Origin of the sequence: Lysinibacillus sphaericus (assembly GCF_005217585.1) — a bacterium.
Classification (GTDB): Bacteria; Bacillota; Bacilli; order Bacillales_A; family Planococcaceae; genus Lysinibacillus; species Lysinibacillus sphaericus.
The window spans coordinates 22,623-42,051 of sequence record NZ_SZPT01000002.1; the positions used below are offsets into that span (position 1 = coordinate 22,623).

General features: G+C 36.3%; 20 protein-coding genes and 1 riboswitch. Of the genes, 13 read left to right on the top strand and 7 right to left on the bottom strand.

All coding sequences use genetic code 11. The annotated features are described in order from the left end of the window. Positions 1 to 57 precede the first annotated feature (57 nt). Complete coding sequence (locus tag FC748_RS05785; protein WP_108030281.1) at positions 58 to 1,995, bottom strand: elongation factor G; 1,938 nt, start codon at positions 1,993 to 1,995, stop codon at positions 58 to 60. 178 nt (positions 1,996 to 2,173) lie between these two features. Continuing rightward, a riboswitch (cobalamin riboswitch) is annotated at positions 2,174 to 2,359 on the top strand. Positions 2,360 to 2,522: 163 nt separating this feature from the next. Here FC748_RS05785 and FC748_RS05790 point away from each other — a divergent pair. The 5 genes from FC748_RS05790 to FC748_RS05810 all read left to right on the top strand — a co-directional run bounded on the left by FC748_RS05790 (position 2,523) and on the right by FC748_RS05810 (position 6,591). After that, a complete protein-coding gene (locus FC748_RS05790) occupies positions 2,523 to 3,518 on the top strand; it encodes an ABC transporter substrate-binding protein (RefSeq protein ID WP_108030282.1) in 996 nt (331 codons plus the stop codon). A gap of 50 nt (positions 3,519 to 3,568) precedes the next feature. Next, positions 3,569 to 4,243 carry a precorrin-3B methylase gene (locus tag FC748_RS05795; protein ID WP_108030283.1) on the top strand — a complete coding sequence of 225 codons (675 nt, stop codon included), beginning with the start codon at positions 3,569 to 3,571 and terminating at the stop codon, positions 4,241 to 4,243. 236 nt (positions 4,244 to 4,479) lie between these two features. Beyond that, the gene (locus FC748_RS05800) at positions 4,480 to 4,683 is read left to right on the top strand and encodes a hypothetical protein (RefSeq protein ID WP_024364109.1); all 204 of its coding nucleotides are present in this window, start codon (positions 4,480 to 4,482) and stop codon (positions 4,681 to 4,683) included. 545 nt (positions 4,684 to 5,228) lie between these two features. After that, complete coding sequence (locus FC748_RS05805; RefSeq protein ID WP_108030387.1) at positions 5,229 to 5,744, top strand: DUF2243 domain-containing protein; 516 nt, start codon at positions 5,229 to 5,231, stop codon at positions 5,742 to 5,744. 22 nt (positions 5,745 to 5,766) lie between these two features. Beyond that, on the top strand, positions 5,767 to 6,591 hold the full coding sequence (locus FC748_RS05810; protein WP_108030388.1) for a cytochrome c oxidase assembly protein: 825 nt from the start codon (positions 5,767 to 5,769) through the stop codon (positions 6,589 to 6,591). A gap of 322 nt (positions 6,592 to 6,913) precedes the next feature. Here the strand turns inward: FC748_RS05810 and FC748_RS05815 are convergent, their stop codons facing one another. Together FC748_RS05815 and FC748_RS05820 are read right to left on the bottom strand one after the other, a co-directional pair. After that, positions 6,914 to 8,110 carry a class I SAM-dependent rRNA methyltransferase gene (locus FC748_RS05815; RefSeq protein WP_108030284.1) on the bottom strand — a complete coding sequence of 399 codons (1,197 nt, stop codon included), beginning with the start codon at positions 8,108 to 8,110 and terminating at the stop codon, positions 6,914 to 6,916. A 62-nt stretch (positions 8,111 to 8,172) separates the two neighbouring features. Next, positions 8,173 to 9,090: an alpha/beta hydrolase gene (locus tag FC748_RS05820; RefSeq protein ID WP_108030285.1), complete on the bottom strand. Its 918-nt coding sequence runs from the start codon at positions 9,088 to 9,090 to the stop codon at positions 8,173 to 8,175. A gap of 173 nt (positions 9,091 to 9,263) precedes the next feature. Between FC748_RS05820 and FC748_RS05825 the strand changes: the two genes are divergently transcribed. The 3 genes from FC748_RS05825 to FC748_RS05835 all read left to right on the top strand — a co-directional run bounded on the left by FC748_RS05825 (position 9,264) and on the right by FC748_RS05835 (position 11,711). Next, positions 9,264 to 9,743: a dihydrofolate reductase gene (locus FC748_RS05825; protein ID WP_024364114.1), complete on the top strand. Its 480-nt coding sequence runs from the start codon at positions 9,264 to 9,266 to the stop codon at positions 9,741 to 9,743. A 358-nt stretch (positions 9,744 to 10,101) separates the two neighbouring features. Further along, positions 10,102 to 10,524 (top strand): hypothetical protein, encoded by a 423-nt coding sequence (locus tag FC748_RS05830; RefSeq protein WP_025219600.1) that lies wholly within the window; start codon positions 10,102 to 10,104, stop codon positions 10,522 to 10,524. Between the two features lie 443 nt (positions 10,525 to 10,967). Then, positions 10,968 to 11,711, top strand: coding sequence for a YwqG family protein (locus FC748_RS05835; protein WP_202974236.1), 744 nt, complete (start codon positions 10,968 to 10,970; stop codon positions 11,709 to 11,711). A 91-nt stretch (positions 11,712 to 11,802) separates the two neighbouring features. On the opposite strand, the gene FC748_RS05840 is transcribed toward FC748_RS05835, so the two are convergent. The 3 genes from FC748_RS05840 to trhA form a co-directional block, all read right to left on the bottom strand. After that, entirely contained in the window at positions 11,803 to 12,300 is a 498-nt protein-coding gene (locus FC748_RS05840; protein WP_025219598.1) for a hypothetical protein, read from the bottom strand. 15 nt (positions 12,301 to 12,315) lie between these two features. Beyond that, on the bottom strand, positions 12,316 to 12,582 hold the full coding sequence (locus FC748_RS05845) for a helix-turn-helix domain-containing protein (protein ID WP_338016131.1): 267 nt from the start codon (positions 12,580 to 12,582) through the stop codon (positions 12,316 to 12,318). Positions 12,583 to 12,823: 241 nt separating this feature from the next. Next, complete coding sequence (gene trhA, locus FC748_RS05850; RefSeq protein WP_025219596.1) at positions 12,824 to 13,459, bottom strand: PAQR family membrane homeostasis protein TrhA; 636 nt, start codon at positions 13,457 to 13,459, stop codon at positions 12,824 to 12,826. Between the two features lie 265 nt (positions 13,460 to 13,724). Here trhA and FC748_RS05855 point away from each other — a divergent pair, with 265 nt between their 5' ends. From FC748_RS05855 to msrB, 5 genes are all read left to right on the top strand, one after another. Next, the gene (locus FC748_RS05855) at positions 13,725 to 14,567 is read left to right on the top strand and encodes a fatty acid kinase binding subunit FakB (protein ID WP_025219595.1); all 843 of its coding nucleotides are present in this window, start codon (positions 13,725 to 13,727) and stop codon (positions 14,565 to 14,567) included. Positions 14,568 to 14,754: 187 nt separating this feature from the next. After that, positions 14,755 to 15,684: a GDSL-type esterase/lipase family protein gene (locus FC748_RS05860; protein ID WP_227665351.1), complete on the top strand. Its 930-nt coding sequence runs from the start codon at positions 14,755 to 14,757 to the stop codon at positions 15,682 to 15,684. A gap of 4 nt (positions 15,685 to 15,688) precedes the next feature. Continuing rightward, positions 15,689 to 16,270: a YpmS family protein gene (locus tag FC748_RS05865; RefSeq protein ID WP_024364120.1), complete on the top strand. Its 582-nt coding sequence runs from the start codon at positions 15,689 to 15,691 to the stop codon at positions 16,268 to 16,270. 13 nt (positions 16,271 to 16,283) lie between these two features. Continuing rightward, complete coding sequence (gene msrA, locus FC748_RS05870; RefSeq protein ID WP_024364121.1) at positions 16,284 to 16,814, top strand: peptide-methionine (S)-S-oxide reductase MsrA; 531 nt, start codon at positions 16,284 to 16,286, stop codon at positions 16,812 to 16,814. Continuing rightward, positions 16,811 to 17,239 carry a peptide-methionine (R)-S-oxide reductase MsrB gene (gene msrB, locus FC748_RS05875; protein ID WP_025219593.1) on the top strand — a complete coding sequence of 143 codons (429 nt, stop codon included), beginning with the start codon at positions 16,811 to 16,813 and terminating at the stop codon, positions 17,237 to 17,239. Before msrA ends, msrB begins: the two co-directional genes overlap by 4 nt. A gap of 151 nt (positions 17,240 to 17,390) precedes the next feature. Here the strand turns inward: msrB and FC748_RS05880 are convergent, their stop codons facing one another. Next, positions 17,391 to 19,238, bottom strand: coding sequence for a methyl-accepting chemotaxis protein (locus FC748_RS05880; RefSeq protein WP_420798347.1), 1,848 nt, complete (start codon positions 19,236 to 19,238; stop codon positions 17,391 to 17,393). Positions 19,239 to 19,429: the final 191 nt, after the last annotated feature.

A 19,429-nucleotide genomic window follows, 5' to 3' on the forward strand; every position in this document is an offset into this window, starting at 1 on the left:
TATGCAATATTCGATTTTTTTCTGAAAGGCATCGAGAAAATTCGATGCCTTTTTATTTTATAGACAATGCATGGCTGCTTTTGCCTCATACCATGGAACTGCATAGCCTTTTCCTTTTGCACAAAAAATACTCGACGACGTATAGTCAGGATCAGCCTGTTTATTATAATTGATTTGTGCGATTATTGCCTCGCTATTATGACATATATCATAGCCATCGAATTGTAAAGATAAAGAGCCTTTGCCGTTTGTGTAAGTAGCAAAAGTAGTACTATAGTGCATAAATGTTGCAACTGGTACACGTCCTGTTAAAATGACTTGCTCCTCTGACAAGATCGGTGAGTCAAAAGTACCGTCTGCTTGTTGGATATCGTTCATCATTCGGCCGATAAAATCATTGGATGCTTTCATTTTGAAGCGGTAATAGGGCTCAAGTAAGATATTTTCGGCTTGTTCTAGCCCTTGTCTTAATGCACGGAAAGTAGCTTCCCGAAAATCTCCTCCTTCGGTATGCTTGATATGAGCTCGTCCTGTCAACAGTGTAAAGCGAATATCAGTAACAGGAGAACCAGTTAATAAACCGTGATGCTCGCGTTCAAATAAATGTTTTTCGATAAGGCGTTGGTGACCTACTGATAAATCATCAGCATGACAGGCATTAACAAACGTATTCCCAGTTCCGCGGATGTTCGGCTCCATGAATAAGTGTACCTCGGCATAATGCTTGAGCGGTTCGAAATGTCCGTAGCCTGTTACAGTCGTTGCAATAGTTTCCATATACAAAATTTGAGGTTTATCAAAGGTAATAACAAGTGAAAAGCGATTTTTTAATACTTCAGCAAGTACTTCAAGTTGTATGATACCCATAATATGTACATGAATTTCTTGGAATTTTTCTTGCCAAACGACTCGTAACGATGGCTCCTCGGCTTCTAGTAAACGAAAAATCTGTAAAATTTCCTTTATATGCTGTTGCCCTTCATACAGTACTTTTGCTTGTAATGTAGGCACAAGTTCATAAGGTTTTGGGAGTAGTGTACTTCCTAAAATGTCTCCTATCTTCGCCATGCTAAGCCCTTTCACTGCAAAAATGTCTCCTGCTTGTACGGCTTGGGCTGTCTGAAAACGACGCCCATTATACAGCCTAATTTCAGTTATTTTTTCGGTAACATCGCCAAATGCAAAGTCATCACGAGTATGCAATGTTCCTTGTAAAGCTTTTATAAAAGTTAAGCGTTGTGTGCCATCATGGCGAATTTTAAATACTTCCCCTTGAAAGGGTGCTTGATGGTCGAAGTGTGTCTCTGTCAGGAGAGGAAGTTGTGATACAAATTCCTTGATCCCAATATCTTTTAAAGCAGCACCAACAAAGCAGGGAAATGCTCGCTCTTCGTTAATCATCTTTTGTAATTGTGACAGGCACGTTGAGGCATCGAGTGTATCTGTTAAAAAGGCCTCGAGTAGTTGTTCATCACGCTCAGCTAGCCACTCTGCAATATAGCTTTGTATAAAATCTTTGCGTAATGGGGCATCGATTAACAGGATGTTGTCGGAACAGTCTTTTTGTAATTGGTTCATCACCGCATTGATATCTGCCCCTTCGCGGTCGATTTTATTTATAAAGAAAAAGGTTGGTATCTGGTATTGACGGAGCAATTGCCAAACCGTTTCTGTATGACCTTGTACACCCTCTACTGCACTGACAATAATGATGGCATAATCCATTACACGTATAGCACGCTCCATCTCAGGTGAAAAGTCTACATGCCCGGGTGTGTCAATCAGCGTATATGTATCATTTTCTATTTGCATCCGTCCTTGTTCCGCAAAAATGGTAATTCCTCGGGCTTGTTCAATTGCATGATTATCTAAAAATGTATCTTGATGATCGACTCTTCCACGAGATTGGATACTATTTGTGTGGAATAATAATTGCTCACAAAAAGTTGTTTTTCCTGCATCGACATGTGCGAGCACACCAATCGTTTTATACATAAAAATCCTCATTTCTAATGTAGTCTCTTCTCATTGTACCAGAATGATCGCTCAAACATTTCGTGACAAATAGTTCGCATTCGTGCTTAAATAGTGATAGTTTATTAACAAGTATTATTTATGGATTTTTTTGTGTGATTGAAATCAAAAATACCTTCTGCTAGTCTATTTTTATAACTAAAAACTGCTATATATTGGTGCAAATGGCTTTAGTCATTTGCTTAAAAGGGAAATCGGTGAAATTCCGATGCTGTCCCGCAACTGTAAATGGGGAGTTTATACAATAGTCACTGTAGTTGAACTATGGGAAGACGTATAAGCGATGAACCTAAGCCAGGATACCTGCCAATATGTATTTTTTACTTAACACCACGAGGATGGTGATAGTGATTGTTTAAATACCCAATGTATTTATCACTATGACACCCTCTTGGAAACAAGGGGTTTTTTTTATGTGCTAGTAGCAAGGAAATCATTGATTTCTTCGTATACAAATCCAAATACATAACTAAAGGAGAAATGGAACCATGAACAAATGGAAAGGCATGTGGCTAGTTGTTGCCATTGCGATTATAAGCATTTTAGGCGCTTGTAGTGCGAAAGACAATTCGCAAAGTGCTGCACAAAGTGAGCATATCGAACCTGCACAAAGCGAAACGACAGAAGTAACCATTGACAATAATGGTACTACACAAGTTTATACAGAAGCACCTAAAAAGGCGATTAGTTTAAATCAGCATGTAACGGAAATTATGTTAGCTTTGGGCTTAGAAGATTCAATGGTTGGTACAGCCTATTTGGATGATAAAATTTATGAACCTTTACAAGCTGCCTACGAAAAAGTACCAGTAATAGCAGAGCAGTATCCAACAAAAGAACAAGTGATAGATAGCGAAGCCGATTTTTTATACGCTGGATGGAAAAGTGGCTTTAGTGAAAAGGGTGTTGGTACACCAGAAGAATTAGAGACACTTGGTATCCACACATATTTACATCAATCTTCAAGTATAACGAAACCAACATTAGATGATATTTTTAGGGATATTCGCAATATCGCAAAAATTTTCCGTGTTGAAGATCGAGGAGAAGCATTAGTCGATCAAATGACAAAAGAAGTTGATGCAGTACGTGCAAAGTTACCGCAAGGGGAAAAGGAGCTACGTGTGCTTGTCTATGATAGTGGAGATAAGGAAGTCTTTACTGCTGCTCAAAATTTTATGAATGAGCTTGTCACTGTCGCTGGTGGTAAAAACATTTTTGGTGAAGTTGAATCTGGATGGACAACTGTCTCAAAAGAAGAAACAGTAGAACGCAATCCGGAAGTAATTGTCGTGATTGATTATGGTTCTCAAAGTGCTGAAGACAAAATACATTTCCTGAAAAATGATCCTGCATTAAAGGAAACAGATGCTGTGCACAATGAGCGTTTTGTCATATTACCACTTTCAGCTGCTTCAGAAGGGGTTCGTGCGGGAGAGGCTATCAACATTTTGGCTAAAGGATTCTATCCGGAAAATTTTTAATAACTTCAGAGAGCTAGCTATATGCTAGCTTTTTTTAAGGAGAATAAAAAATGAATGCATTTCGTTCAAATATACCAGAATGTACATTTGAAAAATTAAATATAGATGGTCAATTTACTCGTCTAGCAGTAAGTCCTGGTATTATCAATAAACATTATACACCCGCGCAATTTCAAAAAATTGCAGAAGTCGTAGGGGACAGTGGGGCCATTAAATATTCAGCATCCTATAATCTATTGTTGTCTATCCCTACGCAAACAGTTCAAGACGTTATAAGTGAACTGCAAGAAGCGGGCTTATATATGACACCATCAGGCTCCATCGTTGCGTTCAAGGCTTGTGATTTTTGTGATGGAGAGAGAATGGAAGCGGCGGAGATAACAGAACAATTATACATTGAGTTGCAGGGACAAACGGTGCCTTCCAGACTGCGTTTAAATGTCAATGGCTGTGCATCCGCTTGCTATAATGCCGTCTATGATGATATTGGACTTGTCTATCAAAAAGATAGCTTCGATGTTTATTTAGGTGCTATTCCAATGGGGGCAAAAGCACAGGCGGGTACACTATTTGCTAAAGGCGTTTCCGCGCAAGAGATAGCCAGCTTTTTACAGCGTATAATTGGGGTATATCAACAACATGCACGGCCAAATGAGCCGTTCTATAAATTTTATCGCAGAACGAATACTGCTGAATATTGGCAAATAATGCATAATGTAAAATAAAGTAAAGTTATCCTTTTCGTTGTTTATGTACGATGACAGTATCGTTAGCCAAAATGATAGATAGACCCTATGGAGCGAAGAACGGGAAGCAACGTGTACTCAAGTGTTAGATTGACTAATGTCAATTTAACACTTTTTCTTTTTCTTAAATTGGACATATATACCGGCAGTTTAGTTGAATAAATCATATGTCATGTGCTCACGCTAAGTCGATTACATTTTAAGGGGATGTAGAAATGTTTAATCGTTTATCAGCACAAAATGGTGTGTTTCGATTACCGCCAATACAGCGCAAAAATAATAAAGAGTTAGATGTTGCTATTGCAGATCTTGAAGCAAGAGGATTTCGTTTAGTAAGACGCGGGATTCAAAATGAGAAAAAGCAACCCCATTCATCGTACAATAAAGTTTGGGCTATTATGGAAAAATTGATGACTTGAAATATAGGGAAAAATAACAAAAAGCTGCTTTGATTTCTCTCAGCAGCCCTATAAGTAGTGAAACACTACGAACTTATATTTTGTCTTTTTATTGTCATTCTATACTTTAAATAATGCATAGACATAATTGAAGATTTTGACAAACTGTTTTTGACTGATAGTAACTGTTACTAGAAGTATTAGATAAGGTATATATGTATACAGTTTTGTCAATCTAGTGCTATACGGGAATCCGCATAAGAAAGAATTGTATTGCTTGATGGCATGCCAAAAGTTAGCAGCATTAAAGCCTAATGTAATGATCACTGCTCATGGTGTACTAATGGTTAGTGAAGAATTGAGTGCGGCACTGCGAAAATTTTGTGAATGATTTCGTTCACATTGCCCACACTAAAAATTATAAGAATGAAGTGATAGGTCCCTAAAGATTGAAGATTTTAGGGGCTTTTATTAGTGCCAATTATTAACTTCATTTGTACTATTTAATTGAAGGTGTAATCGCTGTGACATTAGGGAATAATAACACAAACTTAGAGAAAGAAGGAATGATTATAAAAACCTATGAAGAGAATAATCGTTCAATGCTAAAAAATGGACATCCTTATGCAAAGCGAAATGTATGGTCAGGGTTTCTTTTTGGTATAGGATTAGTTGCATTTATAGATGAAACCTTTTTTCATCAACTATTACGCTGGCATCATTTTTACGATAAATCGACAACTGATATTGGTTTAATATCGGATGGTTTTTTTCACGCATTTAGTTGGTTTACGACAATTGCAGGTTTATTTTTATTTGCAGATTTACGTCGCAAAAATGGACTAAGGTTAGCAAGATGGCTAGGTGGTGCATTTTTAGGAGCAGGAGGGTTTCAATTATATGATGGTATTATTCAACATAAGTTAATGCGGACACATCAGATAAGGTATGTAGAAAATGTAATAACATACGATTTAATTTGGAATATCTTTGCTGCAATACTACTCATTATAGGGATTTATCTTACTATGCGTACTAAAAACGCTTATCACATACAAGAGGCTACATCTTATGAGCGCTAAACATAGTAATCATATTGCTCAGATGAATCAGGACGGCTTTCTACACGATTATGCACAACTATTTTTTTTATTGTTATTTAGTATTTTATTAATCATGTATATTAGTGCTATTGTTATTTCAAATCGTCATTATAAAACGTGGCCACTTTATCGCATTGTATGTTTTGTTTTAGGGATAGTATTAGCGGTTATAGCGGTTGCTGGGCCTTTAGCAAATCGTGCAACGATGGATTTTACGGCACATATGGTAAGTCATTTACTTTTAGGCATGTTAGCGCCATTGCTTATTGTGATGGCAGCGCCTATGACACTTTTACTAAGAACTTTGAGTACTTCATTAGCACGTGCACTTACCAAAATACTAAAAAGCTGGCCTCTCCGTATAGTTACACATCCAATAGTTGCGACTTTACTGAATATCGGAGGGCTTTGGTTATTATACACGACTAACCTATATGCACTTATGCATGACAATAGTTTCTTACATGTAGTTGTCCATTTACATGTATTTCTAGCGGGGTATGTATTTACGATCTCTATTCTTTATGTAGACCTCGTACCTTACAGAAAATCCTTTATATACAGAGCAATCGTTTTAATTATAGCATTGGCCGGACATGGAATTTTATCAAAATATATTTATGCGCATCCGCCTGAAGGTGTGCCAATAGCACAAGCAGAAATCGGAAGTAAGGTTATGTATTATGGTGGAGATGTAATTGATGCGATGATCATTTTCATGCTTTGCTTACAATGGTACAAAGCAGTAAGACCGCGAATAGTTGAACCGATGCAAAAAAGCGATAGTTTAGAAAATCGACAAATTGATTCGCACCATTTTTACTGAATATGTTTTCAGCGCATTCGCGTAAAAATTGTTGATAATGAAATGGGGAATGCTTATAAATTTGGCGTCTATACGTTCAAAAAAAGTGTTAGGTTGACTGAAGGAAGGTGATCTAACACTTTTATTTTTTTATGGATTGGTAGTCATAAAAAGGGAATAAAACTTTTACTTTCACTCTCGCTTTTAGATGTTGAGTCAAAGCTTTTGCTATGTCAGATAAAGAACTTAATGGAAGCTTGATTTAAGAAAAACTAGTAGACAAAGTTGAAAAATTCGACTTTGTCTACTAGTTTTGTGAGTGACTTTACTTAAGTCACACTTTTTAGTTTAGCTTTTGAATAAAAACAACTTTTAAGTAGTTGAATTCAGGATGCTCACGTGGCACACGGAAATCCTTTGGTAAACCGTATTCCTCCACAATTTTATAACGAGTATGCGTGTCATTAAATGCTTGCTCGATAAATCCTTTAAATTTTTTCATACCAAAGCTTGCATTATTCGTAGAAGCCACAATAATACCATTTTTTTCAGTAATTGCGATTGCATCCTTTAATAGCTTAGGATAGTCTTTAGCAGTTGAAAACGTAATTTGTTTTGTTCGAGCAAAGCTAGGAGGATCTAATACAACGAGGTCAAATTTCAACTGATGGCGTTGTGCATATTTGAAATAATGGAATACATCCATTACCTTAATATCCTGTGCTTCATAGTCAATATCATTGACACTAAATTGCTCAATTGTTTTGGCTAAACTACGTTTGGCTACATCGACACTTGTCGTTTTTATAGCTCCACCTAGAGCTGCTGCTACAGAAAACGCACCTGTATACGAAAATGTATTTAACACAGTTTTAGCTTTTGAATAGCGTTCACGAATAGCAAGTCGTACTTCACGCTGGTCGAGGAAAATGCCTGTCATAGCACCATCATTTAAATGGACAGCGTAATTCATGCCATTTTCCTTCACGATTAGTGGAAACTCACCAGGCGTGCCCATTACAAAATCGTCTTGTTCGATATATTGCCCTTTACTATCAAAACGCTTTTTCTCATATATCGCTTTATAGTTTACGGTTTCTGAAAGTGCCTCATAAATGACCTCTTTAAATGAATAAATGCCGGCACTATACCAACTCACCATATAATAGCCATCAAAGAAGTCAATTGTTATACCTCCGATGCCATCACCTTCGCCATTAAAGACACGAAAAGCAGTCGTATTAGGATTGTTAAAGAATAATTCACGATTTTGAACGGCTTTTTTAATTTTTTTTGCAAAAAAGGTCTTGTCAATTTCTTCATCGGCATCGGTTGTTAACAGCCAGCCAATGCCTTTATTTTGGATACCATAATAGCCAGTCCCAATAAACCGGTTATGAATATCTAATAGACGAAGTAAGGCACCTTCTTCAGAGGGTAGTTTACGTGTATCAACGGCATCTTTTAAAATAAGCGGATAACCCTTTTTTAATGGTCCTGCAAATTGATTGTTAATTTGTAAAGCAATAGTTTGTGTCATGTTGTCATCCTTTAAAAAACATTTTGCTCTATTATCGCATTGTTTAGTAGCATTACACAAACTTATTTCACGAATGTCGCAATTTTTTCAACTGTTTCAATTGTGGCTGCTTCAAAAAACGCCATTTTACTGAAGTAACTATGAATCAAACCAGCCATAGGGATATGTTCTACATAAACACCCGCCCTAGCTAATTTTTGAGCATATGCAAGTCCTTCATCGTAGAGTACATCTGCTTCTGCCGCAATAATCATTGTTTTGGGAAGAACGCTCAAGTTTTCAATGTGCAAAGGGGAGACAAGTGGATTCGTAAAGTAGTTTGTCTCCGTATATTGCCCTGCAAACCATTGCATCCCTTGTTTATCTAAACCAAAGTGTTCGCCATAAGCATTATAAGAAGCCGTCGTAAAATCAAGATTTACAACAGGGTAAATCAATGCTTGCGCAGTGATTTTAGGGCCATTAAATGTAGCAGCTAAATAGCTAACAACAGTTGCTAAGTTTCCTCCTGCACTATCACCAGCTACTGATAATTGGCTATTATCACCACCAAAAGTTGCAATATTATCAAAAACCCACAGTAAACCATCATAGGCATCGTGTAAAGGTATTGGGAATGGGTATTCTGGTGCTAAGCGATAATCAATGGATACGACAATGGCATGGGCTTTGTCTGCAAGTAGCCGACAACCTGCATCAGCGGATTCTAAATTGCCGAATACCCAGCCACCACCGTGATAATAAATAATTACGGGTAATTTTTCTGCCTGTTCCGGAATGTAAATACGAATATTTATTTCTTGGCCATCACGCACGCTAATTTTTTTATTTTCTATAGAAGCAAGTTGTGGTGAATGGCTAGATTGCCATGGTGGAACTGTACGTGAGTTTCTTGCTTCCTGTGGTGTCATTTCATAATAATGGGGTGTTCTAGCTGTTTCTTGAATATAGCGAATAGCCTCTTTTGTTAAACGTGTCATGATCATCATCCTTTAATCGTTTAAGTATTAATCCTTATTATAAACTATTCTTATAATTTTACTAGGTTTTAGTATTAATTAAGAAAATTATTTTAATAATGAGCAGAAATATTCCGATAGTAAAGTAAAAATATGTTTATAATAGAATGAAGGATATAACTTGGAGGGTAAGCATGATTTCATTAATAGTAGCACATGATCATAACCATGTTATTGGCTATGAAAACGGTATGCCATGGCATTTACCGGGAGATTTACAATATTTTAAGGAAAAAACGATGGGCAAGCCTATGATTATGGGACGTAAAACATTTGAATCGATTGGACGACCGCTACCAGGACGACGAAATATTGTCGTTACACGTGATGCAAATTATCGTGCAGATGGAATAGAAACGGCGACAAGTATTGAGGAAGCTCTTGCGTTAGCAGGGGACGTGCCGGAAATCATGATTATTGGCGGTGAACAAATTTTTAGACTATCTATGGAGCTAACGGATCGCATATACATTACAAAAATTAATCATGCTTTTAAAGGGGATACTTTTTTTCCAGCATATGAAGAAGAGTTTGTTTTAGTTGCGTCACAAGAACCAGAAACAGCACCTGAAGGTTACACATTTCAATATCAAATTTTTGAACGCAGACAATGACATGGGATTCTAATTTAATATCACACATTATATATAGAAATTAAAAGGATAGAAGAGCTTACATAAATTGGCTCTATCTATCCTCTTTTTTAACTCAGATGCCCCAAATTACTACAACATTAAATCAATCTAATGTTGCAGTAATTTAAAAGGAGCTTATATCAATTATTAATTGTACATTAAAGCCTAATTCTTAAACTTCTATGTAATAATATAGGTTGTTTTCTAAAAAATTGTTGCTATTCAACTAACAGTGCAGGTTAGTGGAAGAATGAAGTTGAAGCTGCTGTATAATTGTAAAATAGAAATAGTTTTTGAAATAAATTGCTATTTATTTTTATGAGGGGGAAGTATAACTATGAAATTTAGTAAAACATATATGGATAACTTTTTTAACAACATCAATGATTACCATTCAATGGTTGAATTATTTACTATTGCATATTTTAAATTAAGAGAACAAAGTACCTTACCTGATTGGTATGTTGAATTAAGAGAGATTATGAATTGGAAATCACAGTCCAATAGGTCGGGAGTTTGGACATATTATGAAATATTAGATGATACTTCAGCCTCTACACTTATAGGTAGACTTAAAGCGAAAGAAGAAAATAAAATCCTTACTATATATATGATGGGGATAAATAAATATAGTGATGAAACCATAATGGAACATATTGATAAATGGATTTGGGAAAATGAAGATAGAATTTACGGATATTTAACTGATGTATTTATAAGCAATAAAGACTGGTTCTATATGATTGACTCAAAACTATGAAAGTACAGCAGTTTTACGGAATTGTACTTAAACTAAAAAGTGTAAGAGCTTAAGAACAAGGTTGCTAATAAGCAGTCTTATTTTTACGATTAGCTTGGATGACTATGAATTATCCTTTGGTTTCATTAATAAATGGTGAGCAAACAGAATGTGGTTGTTAAAAATAAATAAGATTGATTATGCAAAACAATTAAAAAATTAGGATGCGTAAAGCTTAAACTAACGGCGGTTATACTTCAAGTTGGGATTTAACAGGTCTCATCTTTTTCTTCTTCAATTAACGGAGCAGGTTAGTTGAAGAGTGTTGTTAACTCTCACACAACAAACTTTCTATTTTTTCCTTTATTGGTATTATTGTTGGTTTCGCAACTACCATGAAGTACAATTAAATATGTGGGAAATTTAAACCGCATTTAAAGAAAAACATACGCAGGGAGGATATAATGATTAAGAATAAATTTCTAGAGATGATTGAACAGTCAAATATTGCAAATCATAAAGAGTATTTATCTCAAGTATTGAGGCCAGCAATTGATATACTTAGACATACAGATGCCGAACCACAATTGGGCTGTAGTCGTTTTGGTGGAGCACCTGATTTACCAATTGGTAGCGAATGGCCAACGTATGATAAGAAGCCTTATCGCTTCCTTGGCCAGATTAATTTCGCAGAAATCACTTCAACTGAAAGAGGTCTGCCATCGAAAGGACTCCTAAGTCTCTTTGTAGCAGATGATTATGATAATGAAGATGATGGTTATCTAGAGGCGTTTGAGGACGGATATATTCATGGTATCTATATTCCCGAAACAACGAATCTTGAGACGATGATGCCACCCCATTCAGATATTGGCAAGACCACAGTGATTGAGTTTCTCCCGACTATTGATATTCCTTATGACGAATACCAGTTGAAGAACTGGCCTTTCGATGATGCACAGAGCGACATATACACCGAAATCCGGGATTCTCTACATAAAAGTTCAGACTATCTTCTAGGTTACCCTTCGCATTCTACACTAGCATATGATCCAACGCCTGGAGCAGAATGGATCTCACTTTTAACCGTTGATTCGGACGAGAGTCTTGAGTGGTGTTGGCATGACGGCGATAAATTAATGATATTTATTGAAATAGAACGACTGAAAAACTTGGACTTTAGTAAGCTAAAGTCAGATGCAGGCTAAAGAGCAATTGGGAAAAAGAGATTTATGAAACATTTCACTTAGTGTAACGGGGTGCTTTAGTTGAAGAAGAGACAGCAATCGCTGTCTCTTTTTACTCCTTAAATGATTCAAAATAAGCTTTAACCCATTTATTTTCGTTTTCTGAAATATACTGTTCAGCAAGAATTAGTCTTTGTGCAAGTTCTTGCTTTGATAGTTTCATATACTTCCTATGAAGATTGTCAAGATAACGATTGGGTTTAAGTATTTGGAAACTAACGTCCAGATTCAAGTTGTTTGTTTTAATTCCTTTGTTTTTTTCTCTCTGTTTAAAGGTTTTACTATGTTGCTTGTAATATTCATACAACTCTTCATTTGACTGTATTGTATTTTCGTGAATCCCTTTACCTTCGGTATCGACTTCTTTAGACCATTGAGCAACATTGGCAAAAGAGACAGGTATACCCTTGTTTATTAACCAATCAATTGTTTCTTTGCCTATTCGTATCGCCCAGTCACTAAGTCTTTTATGATTTTCGGTTAGCCAAGGCCGTTTATTTTTTGAATTGAATGTCGGGGTCGTAGTCTTCCTCTTTTCTATACTGTTCAATCAACTCAATTTCCTTCAGTTCAGTACGAGCGTGTTGACTTCAGATTTTATAGTACCTTTCTGTTCAAACTCACTAACTGGAATCATTTTATTAAGTTTCAATAAATCAGATTCAATAACTCTCCAACCTTCTTTATCGCTATTTCTATATGCGTTAGGGAATTTGCCTGACCGTATCCAACGTTTAATAGTTTCTTCGTGGTTATCGAATAAGTCAGCCACTTCTTTTACTGTATATTCTTTCAGGCTATTGCCTCCAAATGGAATGTATGTTTCGGGAATATTCGTTCTGTTTTGCCATTAAATTTAATTACTGTAAATATTTGCTTATAAAGGGTAGAGGTGGTGATAAACGCGGTCTTTAGAGGTCTAACAAACAAAAAAGTACACCACTATATTATGAGTGATGTACTAATTATTTAATATAATGTGTGACATTAAAGACAACCTCTTGATATTACTGTTTAAATTTTATCGAGTAACACCGTGCGTTGTCTTTTATATTCGCTGTGGATGCATTAATTTATAAATACAGATACACACAAGCATACATTGAACCACACCCTGCTAACACAAAAAGATGCCAAATTGTATGATTATAGGGCAGTGAGCGCCACGCGTAAAAGATAGCGCCAATAGTATAGAACAAACCACCAGCTAATAAATAAGCAAAACCATGACTTCCTAAGTACAGATAGATTGGCTTAATGGCAAAAATAATAAGCCAGCCCATAACAATGTAAAAAACAAGAGATAGGATGTCAAAACGATGAATAAAAAAGCATTTAAATAGTACACCAAGTAAAGCAAGTGTCCATATAATACATAATAGTGTTATTCCCAATGTACCCCCAATTGCGATTAATAAAAACGGTGTATAAGTCCCAGCAATTAAAATATAGATAGAGGCATGGTCAAGAATAGAGAAAAAATATTTATATTTTTCAGGCAGACTATGGAGTAAGGTTGACATCATAAACAAGATAATGACAGACGCACCGAAAATACTAAAAGTTGTAATATACAGTGCTCGCCCGTTGTGAACAGCCGTTAATAGTAACATTACAAGTGCTGGAATACTTGCGAGCAACCCTACCCCGTGAGTAATGGCATTCCACAATTCTTCCTTCCGTGTTTTATAGTCAAATGAATTCATCATTGTACACCCTTCCTTCGTTCTATATTTACAATAGCCTATTCAGTGGACTATTCCTATGTATGTTTGTCATATATTTACTTATCTAAAATGTCATGTCGATTTATAGAGGAAAATGTTAGACAAATTTAATGAAAAAAGGCTATAGTATCCAAGGTAGCGTAAATGAAAAGACTTGAAATAGACAAGTCAGATGACAAATGTCATGTTTACATATGGAAACATTAGTCTATATAATAATTTCAATGAAGTAAAAGGATGTGTCGAAGTGGGACGAATTCATATTGTAACGGACTCAACTTGTGATTTAACAAAAGAAGAAGTAATGCAACACGGTATACATATTGTGCCGTTAACCATTCAAATTGATGGGAAAACGTATATAGATGGAGTGGATTTAGAGCCACAAACTTTTTTAGGTTTAATGAAAAATGCGAAAGATTTGCCGAAAAGTTCTCAACCTGCACCAGGGAAATTTAAAGAATTGTACGACGAGCTTGGAAAAGATGGAGATCAAATACTTTCCATTCATATGACAGGTGGCATGAGTGGAACAGTCGAATCAGCTCGACAGGCGGCACAAATGACAGATGCAAATGTAACTGTCATTGATTCTCGCTTTATTGCAATTGGGCTTGCGATACAATTACGAGAGGCCATTAAAATGCGCGATGCAGGAGCGACTGTGCAAGAAATCGTCGCACGTTTAGACAAAGTACGTGAAAATACACATTTATATGTGATTGTTGATACACTTGAAAATTTAATTAAGGGCGGTCGAATTGGTAAAGGAACAGGCTTTATCGGTTCTTTGCTCAACATAAAAGTAATTGCGAACTTAGAAGGTGGCGCATATAATCCTGTGTCTAAAGTTCGTAGTCACAAACAGGTTGTCAATTACTTATTCAAGCAATTCCAAGCTGATACTGCTGGTAAATCAGTAAAAGCAGTAGGAATTTCACATGCTGACGGTTTAACAACAATGGGTGGTCCCTTAAAAGAATTAGTAGAAGGAACAGGCTTTGATGAGGTAGAAATTGCCTTTACCTCTCCCATTATTTCTACACATACCGGTCCAGGTGCAATTGGTTTTATTTATTTTGCCGAATAATTGATAAGAGCTGCTACATAAGTAATTGTAGTAGCTTTTTACTGTTCTTAGTCAGCTTGGAAAATGGTTAACAAGTATTGAGATGAATATGCTTAGATTTTTCTTGATAAATTGGAGCATCGTCACTTTTCTTTGTCGTGACAACTATCTATAATAGAACTAACAGCAAATGATGGAAGGTGGTCAAATGGGCATCTGGCGAATTATTTTGTCATGTTTGACCGTCTTAATACTAAGTGGTTGTGCAATATCAATAGATGAACCGAGTCCGCAGGCTGACGATAAACATGAACAGTCAGGGACGGAGCAAGATATGAGACAGGATGAGCAACAAGCAGAGGAAGAGACAAAGCACTCTAGTAATGTATTGACGCAAATTTTTGAACATTTTTTTGAGCCTACACCAGAGGATTTACGGCAAATTGATGATGACAACGCAAAACAACTACATTACTTGGCACTTGGAGATTCATTAACAGACGGTGTCGGGGATGAGTATAGTCAAGACGGTTATGTTGGAAGATTAGCAGATTCAATGTTAGCTTGGACTTCGATATCAGAAGTTAAGGTTGAAAATCGGGGAAAAAGAGGAAGACGTAGCGATCAGCTATTAAAATTATTAAAAAAAGGGCATTATGATGAAGAGTTACAACAAGCACAGCTTATTTCATTAACAATGGGTGGCAATGATGTAATGAAAGTCGTCAAAAAGGACTTGTTTAACTTAAAAAGAGATGCCTTTGATAAGGAATTATTAACCTATGAGAATCGTTACAGTAAAATAATTGGCAATATACGTGCAAAAAATCCAACTGTACCGTTATTACTTATCGGGTTTTATAATCCCTTTTCAATTGTCACCAATGAGGCCAATGAATTTGATACGATTATTACAGAATGGAATAGCGTTATCAAAGAAATAGCAAGTAAGGATTCAAACGCTTGTTATGTCTCTGTAGAAGACTTGTTTGATTCAAATGAAGAACTGGTCTATCACACGGATTTTTTTCACCCCAATGCAAAGGGGTACGATAAAATGACGGAGCGAATTTTAGCAGCAATGGAGCAATGTAAAATGGAACAAAAAATTAATAAGGAAATAGGCTTCGGGGAGTGAAAAAATGAATAAATGGAAATTCGCATTTTTTGCGTTAGCAGGTATGGTTATTTTTTCAATTCTCCTCGTCGTTTATTTAGCAACGAAGCCAGTTGAAGGATTTGAATTAGCAAAGAGTGCAGACAGTGAAGAAAACGTAACAGGTAATGTTCTTGTAGTACAAACGACTACTAAAGAGTTGGAGTCAATTACCAAAAAATATTTAAAGGACACAGCTAAAGGCTCACCATTGCCATTGGATTTTACCATTGGAGATGATATTGAATTACGAAGTAAATTAACTGTTTTTTATACAGAAATTCCGATTTCAATGAATTTTGACCCGATCGTTGATGAAAAAGGCAATATTATCTTAAAGCAAACAGGGATGAATGTAGGGCTTTTAAACATTCCGCCGGAGACGACCATGAAAATTATGCGAGATTCGGTGGATTTCCCCTCATGGATTACGGTCAATCCAAATAAAGCTGAAATTTATATTGATTTATCGCGAGTAAATATTGCTTCAGGTTCGAGGGTTCGTGCGAAGGAATTAGACTTACCGAACGATAAGATTTTATTGGAAATTATCGTCCCAGGAAAATAAGGAGTGAAAATAAATGGCAATACAATATGCGACATTTGCAGGCGGCTGTTTTTGGTGTATGGTCAAGCCATTCGATGAAACACCGGGCATTAAAGCTGTCGTCTCTGGTTACACTGGTGGACATGTTGAAAATCCAAGCTATGAACAAGTCTGTTCGGAAACAACAGGTCATGTAGAAGCGGTTCAAATTACATTTGATGATGACATCTATTCATACGAGCAATTATTAGCTACATTTTGGACATTAATTGACCCAACGGATGCTGGTGGGCAATTTTTTGATCGAGGACAATCCTATACAACGGCCATTTTTTACCATGATGAAGAGCAGCGTGAATTAGCTGAACGTTCAAAGGCAGATTTAGAAGCTTCTCGTAAGTTTGATAAGCCGATTGCTGTAAAAATTTTACCTGCAAGCACATTTTATGCTGCGGAGGACTACCATCAATATTATTATAAAAAAAATCCAATGCACTACGAACGTTATGCAGTAGGTTCTGGTCGCAAGGCATTTCAGGAACAACATTGGGGGCATAAAAAATGAATAAAGAGCAACGTTTAAAAGAACTAACAGATATGCAATACTATGTAACGCAGGAAAATGGGACTGAGCCACCGTTTCGTAATGAATATGATCAACATTTTGAAGAAGGAATTTATGTAGATATTGTTTCAGGAAAGCCACTCTTTAGCTCCCATGATAAATTCAATTCTGGTTGTGGATGGCCAGCATTCGCAAAACCAATTGCACAAGAGCATGTGACGGAGCATTTTGATACTTCTCATGGAATGCGTCGTGTAGAGGTAAGAAGTAAGGAAGCTGATTCTCATCTAGGACATGTCTTCCCAGACGGTCCTCAAGAGTTAGGTGGTTTGCGTTATTGTATCAATTCTGCATCACTTCGTTTTATTCCAAAAGCGGATTTAGAACAAGAAGGCTACGCTGAATATAGCGCCTTATTTAAGTAACAAGCAAAACGCCTAGTACGCTTCTCGTGCAGGCGTTTTTTTTGGGGAAAACAAAAAGAGGGTGGGGTATAACTAGAACGATATAGCAAAAAAGTGTTAGATTGAACTGCAATCAATCTAACACTTTTTCACTTTGCCTGCGCCTCTTGTCTTAAATTTTAAACGTACCTACAACACTACGTAAACTATCTGCTTGATGCGCCAGTTCAGTTGCCGCTGCATTAATTTCTTGCATGGACGCAGAACCTTGTGTAGCAGCAGCAGCAGACATCACCGTATTGGAAGCTGTTTGTTCAGCATAGGCATTTATATGCACAAAATCACTTGCTACAGCATTACTATAATCAAGCGTATGGGCTATTTTATCAACCATTGTGGTAATAATCGCAGTCGTTTCTTGCGTTTGCGTTAAAATATTGGACAATGACTGGTTAGTTTCATTTGTCACCTCAACGCCTCGAATAACCGTTGTAACACCTTCTTGATTTTGTGTAATAATTGATGCCACTTCCTCTTGTATGGAATTTACAATAACTGTGACTTCTTTAGCCGCAGTTTGTGATTGCTCAGCAAGCTTGCGTACTTCATCTGCTACAACAGCAAAGCCACGACCATGCTCTCCAGCACGGGCTGCTTCAATCGCCGCATTTAATGCAAGTAAATTTGTTTGCTCAGAGATTGCAGTAATCGTACTGATTATAGAGGTTATATCGGCAGATTTGCGGCCGAGTGCCTCAACAGTTGTAGAGGTAGAAGCAATTGTTTCTTCAATTGACTGCATGACTAAGGTAGATTGTAGGACAGAACGACTTCCTTCATCTGCTGCTTGTTGCATGGCGATTGAAGCTCGTTGTACAGCATTGGCTTGTTCATTCAACTGATGCATAGAATGGTCTAAATCACTCATTTTTTGTTGAGCACTATTCATGCTATTGATTGTATTCTCACTATCACTTGCGATATCTGCACTTGCATCTGCAATATTTTGAATTGTGCGTGCATTTTCATCAGCTAGCGTCATGAGCTCTCGGCTACTATTTGATACATGATCTGCAAGTTCACTGACGCGTTTAATAAGGTTTGAAATAGACAAAATAAGTGTATTCGTCGAGTTAGCAATTGTAGAAAATTCATCATGGTTACGTACACGGACACGCCTTGTTAAATCACCACCCGCTTGAGCAATATCTAAAATGGAATGGTTAATCGCACGCGTATTATTTTTTAATGAATTAAATAGCATATAACCAAAAATGATAATGGCAATAAGACTGATAATCGAAAAAATAAAGAAATAAGTATTGGATACAGTTACCTGTTTGTTCAATTTATTAAGTTTTGTTTTGTTCGATTCATCCATTACTATATTGATGGCGTCAATATTATTATCAATATGTAATTTCATTGTTTCGCCAGTGCCTTCAATCATGAGCTTCCTTGCTTGTTCAAGACCAAGATCATCTCGCATTGTCATGACCTTTTTTGAGTATTCAAGGTAGTTTTTATAATACTGGCTAATTGCTTGTATATGCCCAAGTTCCACTTCGCGGTCTGCAAATTTTTCTTGTAAGGCAGCTATTTTTTTATTAATAGAATCAATTTTCATTTTGTAAGAAGTGGAATAACTACCATTACCGGTAATAAGGTAAGCTTGTTCGAGGTTGGTTAATCTAGCAATTTCATAGGCAAGCTGATTTACTGTAAGCTGTTCTTGTACATTCTTCTCAGTGAAATCCTCCATTTGTTGTTGAAGATTTGTAATATTGATATAAGACAATATACCCATTGTTGCATTAATGAAAATAAGCAAAGTAAAAATGATAAGTACTTTTCCTCGAATTAAATGATAAAAACGTTGTCGTTTTTCTGTAGTAGGAGGGAGATTGTGCCTACTAGCTTTAGAATCTATAACTTTCTTTTTTCTAAAAAAGTTAGAATCTAAGAGAGACGGGCGGTTTCTCATAGGTTTACTAGCCTGACTCTTGTTTTTCATCGCCATCACCTTCCTAATTTTTGCATTTATTGACTTCAATTCTATCGTATTATACTAAAAAATTCTATCCTAATTTCACAAAATTTTCATTTTTCAGATAAAAAGGCGTAATATTTTTGCATGACAAAAGTCATTAAGGTGAAAAAGGATATTCAGTTTTTCTTCACTAGTAAAAAATACTTAAAGAAAAAAATGAT

Bases quoted from the DNA above. Each gene is read 5' to 3' on its own strand.
- msrB (WP_025219593.1), top strand. From the start codon at position 16,811: ATGAATAAAGAGCAACGTTTAAAAGAACTAACAGATATGCAATACTAT.
- FC748_RS05790 (WP_108030282.1), top strand. From the start codon at position 2,523: ATGAACAAATGGAAAGGCATGTGGCTAGTTGTTGCCATTGCGATTATA.
- FC748_RS05795 (WP_108030283.1), top strand. From the start codon at position 3,569: ATGAATGCATTTCGTTCAAATATACCAGAATGTACATTTGAAAAATTA.
- FC748_RS05810 (WP_108030388.1), top strand. From the start codon at position 5,767: ATGAATCAGGACGGCTTTCTACACGATTATGCACAACTATTTTTTTTA.
- FC748_RS05815 (WP_108030284.1), bottom strand. From the start codon at position 8,110: ATGACACAAACTATTGCTTTACAAATTAACAATCAATTTGCAGGACCA.
- FC748_RS05860 (WP_227665351.1), top strand. From the start codon at position 14,755: ATGGGCATCTGGCGAATTATTTTGTCATGTTTGACCGTCTTAATACTA.
- FC748_RS05835 (WP_202974236.1), top strand. From the start codon at position 10,968: ATGATTAAGAATAAATTTCTAGAGATGATTGAACAGTCAAATATTGCA.
- FC748_RS05820 (WP_108030285.1), bottom strand. From the start codon at position 9,090: ATGACACGTTTAACAAAAGAGGCTATTCGCTATATTCAAGAAACAGCT.
- FC748_RS05880 (WP_420798347.1), bottom strand. From the start codon at position 19,238: ATGGCGATGAAAAACAAGAGTCAGGCTAGTAAACCTATGAGAAACCGC.
- msrA (WP_024364121.1), top strand. From the start codon at position 16,284: ATGGCAATACAATATGCGACATTTGCAGGCGGCTGTTTTTGGTGTATG.
- trhA (WP_025219596.1), bottom strand. From the start codon at position 13,459: ATGATGAATTCATTTGACTATAAAACACGGAAGGAAGAATTGTGGAAT.
- FC748_RS05830 (WP_025219600.1), top strand. From the start codon at position 10,102: ATGAAATTTAGTAAAACATATATGGATAACTTTTTTAACAACATCAAT.
- FC748_RS05865 (WP_024364120.1), top strand. From the start codon at position 15,689: ATGAATAAATGGAAATTCGCATTTTTTGCGTTAGCAGGTATGGTTATT.
- FC748_RS05825 (WP_024364114.1), top strand. From the start codon at position 9,264: ATGATTTCATTAATAGTAGCACATGATCATAACCATGTTATTGGCTAT.
- FC748_RS05785 (WP_108030281.1), bottom strand. From the start codon at position 1,995: ATGTATAAAACGATTGGTGTGCTCGCACATGTCGATGCAGGAAAAACA.
- FC748_RS05805 (WP_108030387.1), top strand. From the start codon at position 5,229: ATGATTATAAAAACCTATGAAGAGAATAATCGTTCAATGCTAAAAAAT.
- FC748_RS05800 (WP_024364109.1), top strand. From the start codon at position 4,480: ATGTTTAATCGTTTATCAGCACAAAATGGTGTGTTTCGATTACCGCCA.